Source organism: Parvibaculum sp., from assembly GCF_049651025.1.
In the GTDB taxonomy this organism is placed as follows: Bacteria; Pseudomonadota; Alphaproteobacteria; order Parvibaculales; family Parvibaculaceae; genus Parvibaculum.
Genome location: NZ_JBASBH010000041.1, coordinates 1 through 15,036, shown reverse-complemented (window position 1 = coordinate 15,036; position 15,036 = coordinate 1). Strand labels below are relative to the sequence as shown.

The 15,036-nt window shown below is 62.0% G+C and carries 12 protein-coding genes; 9 read left to right on the top strand and 3 right to left on the bottom strand.

The genetic code is table 11. The features are described 5' to 3' along the window. The 4 genes from WA943_RS05425 to WA943_RS05410 form a co-directional block, all read left to right on the top strand. Positions 1 to 630: YceI family protein (locus WA943_RS05425; protein WP_424468834.1), on the top strand; the 630-nt coding region annotated here is incomplete at its 5' end. Beyond that, positions 630 to 1,811 (top strand): serine hydrolase domain-containing protein, encoded by a 1,182-nt coding sequence (locus WA943_RS05420; protein WP_424468833.1) that lies wholly within the window; start codon positions 630 to 632, stop codon positions 1,809 to 1,811. The genes WA943_RS05425 and WA943_RS05420, both read left to right, overlap by 1 nt. Before the next feature lie 159 nt (positions 1,812 to 1,970). Beyond that, on the top strand, positions 1,971 to 2,435 hold the full coding sequence (locus WA943_RS05415) for a (2Fe-2S)-binding protein (RefSeq protein ID WP_424468832.1): 465 nt from the start codon (positions 1,971 to 1,973) through the stop codon (positions 2,433 to 2,435). Between the two features lie 14 nt (positions 2,436 to 2,449). Then, positions 2,450 to 4,711 carry a molybdopterin cofactor-binding domain-containing protein gene (locus tag WA943_RS05410; protein ID WP_424468831.1) on the top strand — a complete coding sequence of 754 codons (2,262 nt, stop codon included), beginning with the start codon at positions 2,450 to 2,452 and terminating at the stop codon, positions 4,709 to 4,711. Between the two features lie 132 nt (positions 4,712 to 4,843). On the opposite strand, the gene WA943_RS05405 is transcribed toward WA943_RS05410, so the two are convergent. The 3 genes from WA943_RS05405 to WA943_RS05395 all read right to left on the bottom strand — a co-directional run bounded on the left by WA943_RS05405 (position 4,844) and on the right by WA943_RS05395 (position 7,295). Then, complete coding sequence (locus WA943_RS05405; protein ID WP_424468830.1) at positions 4,844 to 5,164, bottom strand: 2Fe-2S iron-sulfur cluster-binding protein; 321 nt, start codon at positions 5,162 to 5,164, stop codon at positions 4,844 to 4,846. A gap of 47 nt (positions 5,165 to 5,211) precedes the next feature. After that, on the bottom strand, positions 5,212 to 6,450 hold the full coding sequence (locus tag WA943_RS05400) for an NAD(P)/FAD-dependent oxidoreductase (protein WP_424468829.1): 1,239 nt from the start codon (positions 6,448 to 6,450) through the stop codon (positions 5,212 to 5,214). A 305-nt stretch (positions 6,451 to 6,755) separates the two neighbouring features. After that, complete coding sequence (locus WA943_RS05395) at positions 6,756 to 7,295, bottom strand: PAS domain-containing protein (protein WP_424468828.1); 540 nt, start codon at positions 7,293 to 7,295, stop codon at positions 6,756 to 6,758. A gap of 175 nt (positions 7,296 to 7,470) precedes the next feature. Between WA943_RS05395 and tsaE the strand changes: the two genes are divergently transcribed. From tsaE to addA, 5 genes are all read left to right on the top strand, one after another. Further along, entirely contained in the window at positions 7,471 to 7,983 is a 513-nt protein-coding gene (gene tsaE / locus WA943_RS05390; protein WP_424468827.1) for a tRNA (adenosine(37)-N6)-threonylcarbamoyltransferase complex ATPase subunit type 1 TsaE, read from the top strand. Between the two features lie 61 nt (positions 7,984 to 8,044). Next, positions 8,045 to 9,127: an aminoglycoside phosphotransferase family protein gene (locus WA943_RS05385; RefSeq protein WP_424468826.1), complete on the top strand. Its 1,083-nt coding sequence runs from the start codon at positions 8,045 to 8,047 to the stop codon at positions 9,125 to 9,127. 16 nt (positions 9,128 to 9,143) lie between these two features. Next, on the top strand, positions 9,144 to 9,854 hold the full coding sequence (locus WA943_RS05380; RefSeq protein ID WP_424468825.1) for a nucleotidyltransferase family protein: 711 nt from the start codon (positions 9,144 to 9,146) through the stop codon (positions 9,852 to 9,854). A 24-nt stretch (positions 9,855 to 9,878) separates the two neighbouring features. Continuing rightward, the gene (gene addB / locus WA943_RS05375; protein WP_424468824.1) at positions 9,879 to 12,872 is read left to right on the top strand and encodes a double-strand break repair protein AddB; all 2,994 of its coding nucleotides are present in this window, start codon (positions 9,879 to 9,881) and stop codon (positions 12,870 to 12,872) included. Beyond that, positions 12,869 to 15,036, top strand: a 2,168-nt coding sequence (addA, locus tag WA943_RS05370) for a double-strand break repair helicase AddA (protein WP_424468823.1), incomplete at its 3' end; no start/stop codon positions are given. The genes addB and addA, both read left to right, overlap by 4 nt.

The window sequence follows — 15,036 nt, the reverse complement described above, 5'->3', positions numbered from 1 at the left end:
CAGGACGATCAGGCCGCCCGGAAGAAGGGCCCCTTTGTTCCAGTCGCCACCGATGCGCCCGCGGGCGAATACAAGCTCGACAAGTCCCATGCAAGCCTGACATTCAGCGTCGATCATCTGGGCTTCTCCATGTACACGGCACGCTTCACGAGCCTCGATGCGACGCTGAAATTCGACCCGAAAAATCCCGCTAATTCCGTTTTCAGCGGCAAGGTCGATCCCAATTCGCTCGATATCCCCGCGCCGCCGCCCGGGTTCCTCGACACTCTGCGCGGTCCGCAATGGTTCGACACGGCGAAATATCCACAGATCACCTTCAATTCCAAAAGCATCGAGCTCACCAGTTCGAATAGCGCGCGCATTACCGGCGACTTCACCCTGCATGGCGTGACGAAACCGCTGACGCTGGGTGCGACATTCAACGGCGGCTATGCCGGCCATCCCTATGACCCTAATGGACGCATCGGCTTTTCGGCGGTCGGATCACTGAAGCGTTCGGATTTTGGCATGGGATATGGCGTTCCCGAACCCGGCTCGACCATGGGCGTGGGCGACGAGGTGAAGATCGCGCTTGAAGCGGAATTCACCGGCCCGCCGCTTCCGGGCGCAAAGCCTGTTGAGCCACACTGATGAGCGGCGGATTTTCCGCACCGCGTCTGGGCCTCATCCATGAGGGGATGAGCGCCCGTGTCGAGAGCGGCGAGGTAGCGGGTCTCGTTGCGCTCGCCGCGCGCGGCAGCGATGTGCATGTCGAGGCGCTGGGTATGAGCGATCTTGCGGCGGGCGCGAAAATGAGCCGCGATACGATCTTCCGCATCGCTTCGATGACGAAGCCGATAACGGCCGTGGCAGCGATGATCCTTGTCGAGGAAACAAGGCTCCGCCTCGATGAGCCGGTGACGCGCCTGCTGCCGGAACTTGCTGACCGTAAAGTTCTGCGTTCGCTCAACAGCGAACCGGACGATACCGTTCCGGCGAACCGCCCGATCACCTTGCGCGACCTGCTGACGTTTACCTTTGGTTTCGGCGCGACGATGTCGCCGCCCGGCACCTATCCAATCCAGAAGCGCGTGGCAGATGCGGGCCTTGGGCCCGGCCCCAATCCGTCGCCGCTGTCGCCGGATGACTGGATCGAGCGTTTTGCCGGGCTGCCGCTGATGCATCAGCCGGGCGAGCGCTGGATGTATCACACGGGCTCGGACGTTCTGGCTGTGCTGATCGCACGCGCCGCCGAGATGCCTTTCGACCAGTTTCTCGCAGAGCGCATCTTCACGCCGCTCGGGATGAAAGACACGGGCTTTGCCATTCCAGACGCCAAGCGCGCGCGTCTTGCGCGATGCTATGAGCGCGACGAGGACGGCAAGCTCAAGGTGTCGCCGATGGGCCTCGACGCGGTCAATTCGGCGGGCAGCACAGGACTTCTGTCGACGGCGGATGATTATCTCGCCTTCGCCCGCATGTTGCTCGGTAACGGAAGGCTCGGCAAAACGCGCATTCTCTCGCGCCCCTCCGTCGAGCTGATGACGATGGACCATCTGACGCCTGCGCAAAAAGCCCTCTCTCCCTTCGCTCCCGGATTCTGGGACCTGAACGGCTGGGGCTTTGGCGTGTCTGTCGTTACGAGGCGCAACGGCCTTGGGCCGATGCCGGGCAGTTATGGCTGGGACGGTGGCTTCGGCACTTCATGGCGCAACGATCCTCCCGAGGCCATGACGTCCATTTTTCTGAGCCAGCGCATGATGCAGAGCCCCGACGACCTCGCAATCGCGACAGATTTCCTCACATTGGCTTATCAGGCCATCGACGACTGAAGCGGTATCTTCAGGCTCGTGCGATTGTCGCTTTCCCTGAAATGACCAAAATGATAGTTTCGGTCATTCGTCTGTTTTGGGTCTGGCTCTTAACGGATATAAGATCCGCCAGTCTGAGGCCCTCGGCCCGGACCCGGCTGAAACGGGAGGAGGCGAGGAATGTCCATCACATTCAAGGTCAATGGTGTCCGGCACACGCTCGACATCGAAATGGAAATGCCGCTCCTCTGGGTGCTGCGCGATGAGCTTGGCCTCACCGGCACAAAGTTCGGCTGCGGCGTCGCCGCCTGCGGTGCCTGCACGGTGCATGTCGATGGCGTCGCCACACGCAGTTGCGTGACGCCCGTTCTTGAAGTCGAAAACAGCGAGGTCGTGACGATCGAAGGTCTCGCCGTATCGCAAGGCGCGAAAGATGCGTTGGCGCCGATACAGGCTGCCTGGATCGCTCATCAGGTGCCGCAATGCGGCTATTGCCAGTCGGGCATGCTGATGGCCGTCTCGGCGCTTCTGCACGAAAACCCCAAGCCCAGCGATGAGGAGATCGACGAAGCGATCACCAATGTCTGCCGCTGTGGCACCTATCCGCGCATCCGCGCCGCGATCCATTCGCTGTCGAACGCCTGAGAGGGGAACGCGCCATGAGCATCAAGGACAAACTGACAAATCCGACGCGCCGTCAGCTGATCGTTGCGGGCGGTATCGCGGGCGGCGGCTTGCTTCTCGGCTACGCGTTCTCCGGCCCCTCGCGCCACACGCTGGCCGAGCGCGCGACGGCGCGCAAGGGTGAGCATGTCTTCGCCACCTGGCTGAAGATTTCGCCGGACAATACCGTCACCGTCTATGTGCCGCATGCCGATATGGGGCAGGGCGTTATCACCGCCCTTGCGATGATGGCGGCGGAAGAAATGGAAGCCGACTGGTCGCGCGTTCGCGCCGAAGTCGCACCGGCTGAAAAAGCTTTCGCCAATGAAAATTTTGGCCAGCGCTTCACGGAAGGCGTCAATATCCCGCCGATATTCCAGGGCGTTACCGACACGGCCATGCTGAAGCTTGTGCAATTCCTCAATGTTCAGGTCACCGGTGGTTCCTCGTCGGTGCGCTGGACCGGCCAACACGGTATGCGCCCGGCCGGTGCAGCGGCAAAGGATATGCTGATCCGCGCCGCCGCCGCGCGCTGGAACGTCGCGCCGTCCGAATGCATGGCGAAGCTTTCGCATGTCACGCATCCGTCAGGAAAATCTGCCAGCTTTGCCGAACTTGCCAATGACGCCGCCGAGCTTTCGCCGCCATATCATCCGGTGTTGAAAGCGAAGGCCGACTACACAATCGTCGGCAAGCCGATCCAGCGGCTCGATATTCCAGCGAAGGTCAATGGCACGGCGATCTATGGGATCGACGTCCGCCGTCCGGGTCAGCTTTACGCCGCTATCAAATTCTCCCCTGTCTTCGGCAGTGAAGTCGTTTCTTACGACAGCGAACCAATACTGAAGCGCTATGGCGTCAAGAAGGTCGTGGCAATCCCCGGCGGCGTCGCCGTGGTCGCGGATAATTTCTGGCGGGCGAAGGAAGCCGCTGCCGCACTCGAAATCAAGATCGACGCCAAAGGCAACGATGCCATTTCAATGACGACGATCTACGCTCAGCACGATACCGATCTCGCCAAGGGCGATGGCTCAAAAGACGTTGAAATCGGCGACGCGGGCGCGGTGCTTGGCCAGGCGGCCAAACGTATCGAGGCGACATATCGCGTGCCTTATCTCGCCCATGCTTGCATGGAGCCGATGAACTGCACGGTCTGGATTCATGGCGGCAAGGCTGAGGTCTGGGTCGGGTCGCAATCGCCGCTCTCTGTGCGCGGCCGCGTGGCCGACATCGCCGGACTTGATTTCGAGGACGTGACGGTTCATCCGCTGCTTCTCGGCGGTGCCTTCGGGCGCCGCGTGCCTGTCATCAAAGGCTTCATCGATTTCCCCAGCGAGATCGATTTTGCGACCTTGATCGCAAAGGAAGTCGATGGGCCCGTGCAACTGATCTACACGCGCGAAGACGATATTCAGCACGATGCCTATCGCGTCGCCGTGACAAGCACCTTCCGCGCTGCACTTGATGGCGAAGGCAATCCCGCCGCCTGGAGCAATCGCTATACGACGAAGGACGAGCCGGGCGAGGCAGCGCATATTCCCTATGCGGTGCCGAACCAGTCCATCCGCTATGTCGAGAGCCCGACACCGGTGCCGCGTGGTCCCTGGCGCTCGGTCGCACATTCGCAGCACACTTTCTTCACCGAAAGTTTCATGGACGAGCTTGCGCATGAAGCCGGCAAGGACCCGTTTGAGTTTCGCCGCGCATTGCTGAAGGATCAGCCCCGTCATCTCGCCGTGCTGGAACTGGCTGCGGCGAAAGCGGGCTGGGGCACTCCACTTGAAAAAGGGCGCGCGCGCGGCATCGCGATACAGGAATCGTTCAAGTCGATTGTTGCTGAGGTCGCGGAAATTTCAGTGAGCCCGTCAGGCGAGTTGAAAGTTCATCGCGTCACTGCTGCAGTCGATTGCGGCAGCGTCATCAACCCCGACACGGCGGCGCAGCAGGTTGAATCCGGCATCATCTTCGGATTGACGGCAGCACTTCACGGGGAAATCACAATCGAGAAGGGTGCCGTCGCGCAGTCGAACTTCCCGGACTATGAGATGGTCCGCATGGCCGACGTGCCCGTCATCGATGTGCATTTCATCGAGAGCGGCGCGAACCTCGGCGGTCTTGGAGAACCGGCAACGCCGCCCATTGCAGCAGCCGTATCGAATGCCGTATTCGCCGCCACCGGCAAACGCGTCCGCGATCTGCCGTTGAGAAATCACGACCTGACGCCCTTGAGCGCCAAGCTTGCGCGCGCGGCGGACTGATCGATACTGCAACCACTGATGGATCCCGGGACTTGTTCCCGAGATCCATCAGTTTCACAAAATGTTGCTGAGTAGAATGGGTCCCGGGGGTCAAGCCCCGGGATGACGCATCCATTTAATCGGTCGCCCGAATTAGTGCTGGTTTTCCGGCATCGTCACGCGAATGCCCTCAAGTTCCGGCGTCACTTTGATCTGGCAGGAAAGACGCGAATTCTCGGCGGCGTGCTCGCAGAAATCGAGCATCGTCTCTTCCATGTCGTCCTTCGCCGCAAGCTTGCTCGTCCATTCCTCGGGAATGAAAACCATGCATGTGGCGCAAGCGCATGCGCCGCCGCAATCGGCATCGATTCCGGGAATCATATTCTTCGTTGCCGCTTCCATCAGCGTCAACCCATCGGCCACATCGATCGTGTGTTCCTTGCCGTCATGTTCGATAAACGTGACCTTTGTCATCTCGTCTCCCGAGGGTCTTTTTTGTTTTTGCAATGCCGGAGCGCGTCTCATGCGTTCGCGACTTCCTTCATATTAATCGTCTCGTCGGCGAGCCGTGCCGGATCAAGCTTTGCGTGTTTAGCGATCAGTGTTTTCGACATCATGAATTCCGGCGCGCGATTGACCGCATCGACGGCAATGAGCACCCCATCCTTCAGATAAAAGACTGCGAAACTGCGGCCCGTCTCCGGATCGCCGCGCGTCACGGCCTGCGTATAGCCCGAAGACAGGCCTGCGATCTGCAATTTGAGATCATACTGGTCCGACCAGAACCACGGCACTTGATCGTAAGGCTTGTTCTTGCCGGTCAGAGCCGCCGCCGCCGCCTTGCCTTGCTCAATTGCGTTCTGCACGCTTTCCAGCCGCAGGCGCCGCCCGTAAATGCCGCTGGGGTGATTGGTGCAGTCCCCCGCCGCGCAAATATCAGGATCGTTTGTGCGCGCGCATTCGTCGACGACGATTCCGTTTTCGACTGTAAGGCCGGCGGATTGCGCCAACTCGACATTGGGAATAATGCCGACGCCAACCACGACGAAGTCGCAAGGAAAGCTGTCGCCTTCGCCTGAAACGACACGCTCGACCTTATTGTTTGCGCCTTCAAAGCCTGCAACGGTAACGCCGGTGCGAATGACGACGCCTGCCTCTTTATGGATGCGCTCGTAAAAACGCGAGACGATGGGGTCGACAACGCGCGCCATTACACGTTCGGCTGTTTCCAGAACGGTCACATCGATGCCGTTCTTCCTGGCAACGGCTGCAACCTCAAGCCCGATATAGCCGCCGCCGACGACGACGAGCTTTGCGCCCGGCTTGAAATGAGCCTGAATTTCGCTGACGTCGCCGACAGTGCGCAGATAATGCACGCCGTCGAGGTCGAAGCCCGGCACGTTGATCTCGCGCACGCGGCTGCCCGTCGCGATGAGCAGCTTGTCATAGGGCACGGCGCGTCCGTCTGAGGTTTTGACGTAATGCTCCGCGCGGTTGATCTCCACAGCGCGTGTGCCGAGCAGCAACTCGCAATGGGCGCCGGCATAAAACTCGGCGGGCTTCAGCTCGACACGATCGAAGCCGATTTCGCCGGCGAGAAATTTCTTTGACAGCGGCGGGCGCTGATAGGGGGGCTCGGCCTCATCGCCGATCAGCCGGATCGGCCCTTCATAGCCTTCCGCACGCAGGCTCACGACGGCCTGCGCGCCTGCCTGGCCCGCACCGATGATAACGACGCCGTGTTGAGTGCTCCCCGCCATATGCCTCCCTCTCGCCTCAAATCGCGGACCGATACTACGCGAAACTCCCTGTCCGCTCCCGTCTTTTAGCGGTACGCCCGGTCCCCGTCACTTTTCTAATCTTTATATCGACCGATTGGCGATCGCTGGGGGAGCGAAGGTTTTTCAGACAAACCACGCCATAAACATGACGCTAGCGTCAACTTTTTTATAGGGATTGTTTGAAAATAGCGGACATTCCGTATCTTCGACCGGGTGGTGGCCGGACGCGCTGAGAAACGGAGAGGATTGGAGCGGGTTCCGGCAAGTTGAGGGGGCTGGAGCGTCTAGCCCAGCACGCTGTCACTTTGCTCCAGAACGCGGGCATAGTCGAAAGTGAACACGCACATCAGCATGTTGGCGGTGACGCCATCATCCGACAGCGGAAGATAGAGTGAATCGAATTGGGGGAAGCCGCGCCCTTCGGTTTTCCAGCCGGTCAGCCAGTTGGCCTCGCCGTGCGCGCGGACCGGAATGCACTCGCGTGCGGCTTTGCGATAGACCGCCTGTACGCCCTTGACCGCGCCGGGGCCGAAATGGCTGAAGGCTTCCGAGACGGTGCGGCCCGTGCTGTTGGTCACGAAATAGCGCGTTACCTTGGTGCCGATGAGCTTGTAGCGAAAATCGACATAGTCCGGCAGCACCTCGACCATCATGATCCAGCCCAGATGGTCGCGAAGTTCAACGGGGTTGATGTCGGCGCGGCTTGGCATGGCGCGTGTGCCGCGCTTGGCGTCCCAATAGGCTTTCACGGCCGCAAGCGTCGGATCGTCGATCCTCTCCGGATCGACGTCGGCCCAGGCGCGTTCAAGTTTTTCTGATTTCATCGCCTCCCGCTCCCCACGGTTGCCAATGGTCGGCAGTGTGATGGCGGGCGGGTTAAGTAGAGCTTAAGGGAAGCGCCTCATTTTCCCGATTTTCCGTCGCGCAACCCTGCATCCTGTCATGAGTTTCGGCCCCGGAAATTGACAAGTCCCCGAGACTTTGCCTCCATGCGGCCAGATGGTCGATGAAATCGAAAATGAGCTGACGCGCATAGTGCCGCTGCCCGATGAGGCGGCGACGCGCGCGCTTGGGGCCGCGCTCAGCCTGCTTGTGCGCCCCGGCGACTTTCTCGCGCTGAAAGGCGATCTGGGTGCGGGAAAAACCGCGCTCGCCCGAGCGCTCATTCAGGCGCGCCTCGGGCCGGACGGCGAGGACGAAGAAGTGCCGAGCCCGACCTTCACCCTCGTCCAGAGCTATGAAGCGCCGGACCTGCTTTTGACCCATGTCGATCTCTATCGCATCGATCAGCCGGAAGATGCGCGTGAGCTGGGCCTTGCAGATGCGCTCGACGAGGGTGTTCTTCTCGTCGAATGGCCCGAAAAGCTCGGCACGCTGCCCGCCGACCGCCTCGACATAGAACTTGTTCTTGTGAGCGATAGCGCCGCGCAAGGCGCGAGCCGCGAAGCACGGCTGACGCCGCATGGATCATGGGCGCCGCGCCTCGCCGGATTGCAAGACGGTCGGAGTTAAGGGCCTGATGACGCAATCCAATATAGATTCCCTTCCTCCGTTACAGCGTGACAATCGGCATATGACATCCCACGAAGATACGATCCGCGCCTTCCTTGCACGCGCAGGCTGGGGCGACGCGCAGCGCGCAAACCTTGCGGGCGACGCCTCGACGCGTCGCTATGAGCGCCTTGCAGGGCCCAGGGGTGCCGCCGTGCTGATGGACTGGCCACGCGCGCCTGAAGCGCCTGTGCCTTCCGGCCAGCTCTCCTATAGCCAGGTTGCCCATCTTGCGGTCGACTGCCGCCCGTTCGTTGCCGTCTGCGAATATCTGCGCGGCCTCGGCCTTTCGGCGCCTGAGATTTTTGCGCGCGACATCGAGAACGGATTGCTGCTGCTCGAGGATCTGGGCGATGCGCTTTACGGCCCTGCAATCGATAGCGGTGTCGGACCCGGTGGCGAAACGCTGGATGAGATGTATCGCGCCGCCATCGACGTGCTGATCGCATTGCAATCGGGCGAAGCGCCGCGTGCGCTTCCCGTCGGCGACGGCAGCATGCATGAGGTGCCGTCTTTCGACGACAGCGTTTTCCGCGCCGAGATCGACATTCTGCTCGACTGGTATTTTCCCGTCGTGCTGAACCGCGAAGCCGATGCCGGATTGCGTCAGGAATATCACGCGCTCTGGTCGGACATTCGCCCGCTGATCGATGCAGGCCCGCGCACGCTTTTCCTGCGCGATTTTCATTCTCCGAACATGCTCTGGTTGCCGAAGGGCGCGGGCGCGACGCGCGTCGGCCTGATCGATTTTCAGGACGCGCTGATCGGTTCGCGCGCTTACGATCTGGTTTCTGTTTTGCAGGATGCGCGCAAGGATGTGAGCGCGGAGCGCGAGACAGAGATGCTTGCGCATTACGTCGCGCGTGCCGGGGCCGAGCTTGCCGGTTTCGACGAGGAAGAATTTCGCGCCGCCTATGCAGCGCTTGGCGCAGAGCGCGCGCTGCGTCTGATCGGCCTTTGGCCGCGGCTGCTCAAGCGCGATGGAAAGCCGCATTACATGGCGCATATGCCGCGCACCATGGCCTATCTCCGCCGCAATCTCGCGCATCCATCGCTTGGCGCCCTGAAGCACTGGCTTGATCGGCACGTGCTGGTCGACGCGTAATTTCAGAGTGCATGTGATGCAGATCAAACGGGCAATGGTGATGGCGGCGGGCAAGGGCACGCGCATGCGGCCCTTGACCGATACATTGCCGAAGCCGCTTGTGCCCTTCATGGGGCGCCCGCTCATCGATCATGTACTTGATCGTCTGGGGAAAGCCGGCATCGAGGAAGTGATCGTCAACACGCATCACTTTGCCGACATGCTGGAAGAGCATCTGAGCCGCCGCACTTTCCCGCGCATCGTGATTTCGGATGAACGCGCGCAACTTCTCGACACGGGCGGCGGCGCGAAACATGCGCTGCATCTTCTCGGGTCCGAGCCGGTCATCACCTTCAACTCGGACAGCGTGTGGATTGAAGGATTTGGCGAAAACCTCCGTAGCCTGATGGATGCTTTTGATCCGGCGCGCATGGATGCGCTGTTGATGATCGCCGATGCGAGCCGCACCATCGGCTATGTCGGGCGCGGCGATTTCCATATGGACCCGCTCGGTGCATTGACGCGGCGTGGGCCCGGCGAGACGGTGCCCTATATGTTTGCGGGCGTTCAGATCATCAAGCCGTCGCTCTTTGCCGAGGGACCGGATGGTGTGTTCTCGACCAATCTCATCTGGGATCGGCTTATGGAGCGCGGCACGCTGTTTGGCCAGCGCATGTCGGGCGTCTGGATGCATGTCGGGACGCCTGAAGACCTCGACGCGTCGGAAGCCTTCCTTCGCGACCTCTGAGGCGCGGCAGGCTAGACTTTGCCCATGTCCCACGATTCGCCACGCGTGTTCACGATCCCTTCCGGCACGCCGTTTCTCGACGCGCTGGCCGCGACCCTGCTCGCCGATCCCACGTTGGGCGGGCAGCTTGGCGATTCGGTCGAACTGGCGGATATCACCATTCTCTTGCCGACCCGGCGCGCGATGCGCGGGCTGGCCGATGCATTCTTGCGCATGGGCGAGGGGCGGGCATTACTTTTGCCTGACATTCGGACGCTCGGCGATGTCGATGAGGACGAAATTGTCCTCGCCGGTAGCGTTGACGGGCGGCTGGCGTCGCGTTTTCCGCAAGCTGTCGGGCAGCTCGAGAGGCAGTTGCGGCTGGCGCGGCTGATCCTCGATCTGGCGAAAAACCCTGATGAATCAGATGTTTGCCGGGCGGCGGCACTCGCAAACGATCTCGCGCGCTTCCTCGATATGGTCGAGACGGAGCGCGTCGATCTGGGCGGGTTGGCGGCGCTTGTTCCTGACGAATTTGCCGAGAACTGGCAGCTCACCATCGAGTTTCTGAAGGTTTTGACGGCCCGCTGGCCCGACGAACTGGGGCGCCTCGGGCTTCTCGATCCGGCGCGGCGCCGCAATTTTTTGCTGGATGCGGAAGCGGCGGAGCTGCGGGCCTCGCCGCCGAAAAAGCCAATCATTGCAGCGGGTTCGACGGGTTCGATCCCGGCGACGGCGACCTTGCTCGATACGATTGCGCGATTGGCGAATGGCGCGGTCGTGCTGCCGGGCCTCGATACGGGGCTTGATGAGGAAGCCTGGGAGGCGGTTGCCCATTCCCATCCCCAATATGGCATGAAGCAATTGCTGGCGCGGATGGGGGCGGCGCGTGGGGATGTGGCGCTCTGGCCGGGGATAAAGATATCCGGGAGGCAGGCGGCGCGGACGCGGCTTCTCTCCGAGGCGCTTCGCCCGGCGGAGACGACCGAGCATTGGCGCGCGCGTCTCGACACGCTGCGTCCTGAAGCGGAGGCAGCGCTTTCGAGCCTTTTCGTGCAGGAGATTGAGACGTTTCGAGCGGAAGCCGAGACGATTGCGATGATGATGCGCGAGACGCTGGAAATCCCCGGAAAGACGGCGGCGCTGATTACGCCGGACCGGGCGCTGGCGCGGCGCGTGGCGATGGACCTGCGGCGCTGGAATATCGAGATCGACGATTCCGGGGGTAAGCCGCTTGCGCAGACGCCGCCCGTCGCCTTTCTGCGCCTCGTCGCGGAAATGGTGGCGCAGGAGTTTTCCCCGATTTCGATTCTCGCCTGCCTGAAACATCCGCTGGCGGCGCTGGGGCAAGAAACTGTCCGGCTACGGACGGATATTCGGCGGCTGGAGCAGAAACTTTTGCGCGGGCCGCGACCGGCGCGCGGGCTGGACGGATTGCGCGCCGCGCTGCGGCAGGAAAGCGAAACCCGGAATGCGGGCGAGTTGGTCGGGCTCGACAAGCTGATCGACAGGGTCGAGTCGGCCGCCGCGCCGTTGCGGATGGCGCTGGCGGCGCAGGATGCCGAGCTTGCCGATATCGTGCGCGCCCATGTCGAAAGTGCCGAGCTGCTGGCTGACAGTGGAACGGGCGATGGCGGCGAGCGGCTCTGGGCGAAGGAAGATGGCGATGCGGCCTCGAATTTCGTCAGCGAATTGATTGCATCGGCCCCGGCGCTGGGCGCGATTGAAACGCGAAGCTATCCGAGGCTCTTTTCCGATCTTGCCGCCGCGCGTGTGCTGCGCCCGCGCTTTGGCCTTCATCCGAGATTGTTCATCTGGGGTCCGCTCGAGGCGCGCTTGCAGCATGCCGACCGCGTGATCCTTGGCGGGTTGAACGAAGGCGTCTGGCCGGGCGAGGCGAATATCGATCCCTGGCTCAATCGGCCGATGCGCAAATCGCTGGGGCTTGAGCCGCCGGAACGCCGCATCGGACTTTCGGCGCATGATTTTGTCGAAGGCGCATGTGCGAGCGAAGTGATCCTGACGCGCGCGCTGAAAGTCGATGGCGCGCCGACGGTTGCGTCGCGCTGGTTGTTGCGCCTGCAGGGATTGCTGAAAGGCATGGGCCTCGAGACGGCCACCGCCGCGCCGCATTGGGTGCAATGGGCGGCGATGCTCGACAGGCCCGAGACGATTGCGGCGACCGAAAAGCCGATGCCGCGCCCGCCGCTGAGCGCGCGCCCGGTGCAGTTCCGCGTCACGGAAATCGAAACGCTGATCCGCGATCCTTACGCGATCTATGCGCGGAAGATTCTCGGGCTTCGCGTGCTCGATCCGATCGACGCCGATGTGGCTGCCGCCGAACGCGGCACGATCATTCACGAGGCGCTGGAGAAATTCGCGGTGCTCTATCCCGAAGGCCTGCCGGAAGATCCGCTGCCGGAACTGATCCGCATCGGCGAAGAGGTTTTCAGCGCCGCGATGGATCGCCCCGGCGTTGCCGCCTTCTGGTGGCCACGCTTCAAGCGCATTGCGCATTGGATTGTCGATTATGAGCGCACGCATCGCCAGACCATGCGCCGCGCTCACGCCGAAGTGACGGGCAGCATCGTGATCGACGGGCTGGCGCGCGAAACCACGCTCAACGCCCGCGCCGACCGCATAGACGAGATGCGCGACGGCACGCTGGCGATTGTCGATTACAAGACCGGGCAACTGCCGACTGCAAAGCAGGTGGAGACGGGATTGACGCCGCAGCTTGCGCTTGAGGCGGCGATGGCGGCGCGGGGCGGCTTTAAAAATCTTGATGCGGCGGAAACATCGCGGCTGCTCTATCTGCGCCTCACCGGCGGCGAGACGGCGGGCGAGAAACGGCTGATTTCGCCCGATGGTCTGGTCGAGGAAACATGGGCGCGGCTTGTGGCGCTGCTCGCGCAATATGAAAAGGAGGAGACGGCTTATCTGTCGCGACCGCGCCCGATGTTTCAGGGTCGCTTCAATGATTACGACCACCTTGCGCGTGTGAAGGAATGGTCGGCGAGCGGCGAGGGCGGCGAATGAGCGCGATGCCTGAAGCGAAGAAGCAACCCGATGCCGACGAGGCGCAGGCGCGCGCCTCCGATCCGCAAGCCTCCGTCTGGGTGTCGGCAAATGCGGGCTCTGGAAAAACCCATGCGCTGACGACGCGCGTGACGCGGCTGCTGCTGGCTGGCACGGAACCTGAGCGCATTCTCTGCCTCACCTTCACCAAGGCGGCGGCGGCGGAAATGGCGAGCCGCCTCTATCAGCGGCTCGGCGACTGGGCCATGGCGAGCGATGAAAAGCTCGGCAGCGAGATCGCGAAGATCGAAGGCGAAAAGCCCGACAAGGCGAAGCTCGTGCGCGCGAGGCGGCTTTTCGCCCGCGCTATTGAGACGCCGGGCGGGCTGAAGATCCAGACCATTCACGCCTTTTGCGAACGCCTGCTTGGCCGCTTTCCGCTTGAGGCGAAGGTGCCGCCGAATTTCGACATTCTGGACGAGCGCAATGCGACCGAGCTTTTGCAGGAGGTGCGCAATGCGGTGCTGATGCGCGCGCGCGAAGACAGCGAAAGCCCGCTGGGACTGGCGCTGTCGCATGTGGTCGGCCGTATTGATGAACTTGTCTTCGACAAGCTGATGCGCGAGATGACGGCAAAGCGCGCGAGCTTTACACGCCTCACCGATCATTATGGCGGCGTCGATGGCGTATGCGGCGCAATCCGGCTTGTGCTGGGCGTTGCGCCCGGTGAAACGGTGGAGGTGGCGCGCGAGGCGCTGTTTGCTGCGCCTGCTTTTCCTGAGGCGGCGATGCGCGCCGCGCTTGAAGCCTTGCGCAGCGGCACGGCGACGGATCAGAAGAATGCGGAAAAGCTCGCAACGGTGCTGGGCGCGGGCGATGCGCGCGAGGCCACGCGCGACACCTATCTGGAAATATTCCTGACTGCCGAAGGTGCGCCGCGCAAAAGCCTTCTCACGAAAAAGCCCAGCGAGAAATATCCGGCAAGCGCCGAAGCGCTGGCCGAGGAACAGCTTCGCATCGTTGAACATGTGACACGGTTGAAGTCCGTTCAGATTGCGGAAGCCAGCGAAGCCATATTGCGGCTTGCCGATGAAATCCTGAAAAGCTTTGCCGATGCAAAGCGCCGTCGCGCCTGGCTCGATTATGAAGACCTCATCACGCGGACGCGCGATCTGCTGAAGACGAGCGCCATGGCGCCGTGGGTTCTCTATAAGCTCGATGGCGGCATCGACCATATTCTCGTCGATGAGGCGCAGGATACGAGCCCGGATCAATGGGATGTGATTTCGGAACTGACCGTCGAGTTTCTGTCGGGCGCAGGCGCGCGCGGGTTCACGCGCACGATCTTTGCGGTGGGCGACGAGAAGCAGTCGATCTTTTCCTTTCAGGGCGCGGACCCCAAACGCTTCGACGAGATGCGGCGGCATTTCGAGTTGCGGGTGAAGGCGGCGGAACTCGTCTGGTCGCCTGTGCGGCTCGTGCGGTCTTTCCGCTCTGTGCCGGAAGTGCTGAAGGCGGTCGACGCCGTGTTCGCGCTTGCTGGCGAAGGGCTGACGGCATCGGGCGCGGTGGATGAGCATATCGCGGCGCGCGATCTCGATGCAGGGCTTGTCGAGCTTTGGGATCTGGAGCGGCCCAATCCGGAAGAAAAGCCGGAACCCTGGGACGCGCCGCTCGATTACATGAACGAAGATGATCCGCGCGCGCGGCTTGCCGATCGCATTTCAAAAACCATTGCGGGCTGGCTCGACAATAAGGAAATGTTGACCGCCAAGGGCCGCCCGATCCGGCCTGGCGATATTCTGATCCTCGTGCGCCGCCGCAACGTCTTCGTCACGGAAATGATCCGAAGGCTGAAGGCTCTCCACATTCCGGCGGCGGGCGCCGACCGCATGGTGCTGACCGACGACATCGCCGTCATGGATCTGATGGCGCTGGGGCATTTCGTGCTTCTGCCGGAGGACGATCTGACGCTGGCGACACTTTTGAAAAGCCCGCTGGTGGGGCTCAATGAAGACGAGCTTTACGCGCTGGCGTCAAGTCGCGGCGAGGATACGCTTTGGCAGAGTTTACAAAAACGCGCGAAGGGCAATCCGCGTTTCGAGGAAGCGCTGGCACTGTTGACGCGGCTTCTTGCGCGCGCGGACTTCGAGCCGCCTTATGAATTCTTCGCGCATGTGCTGGG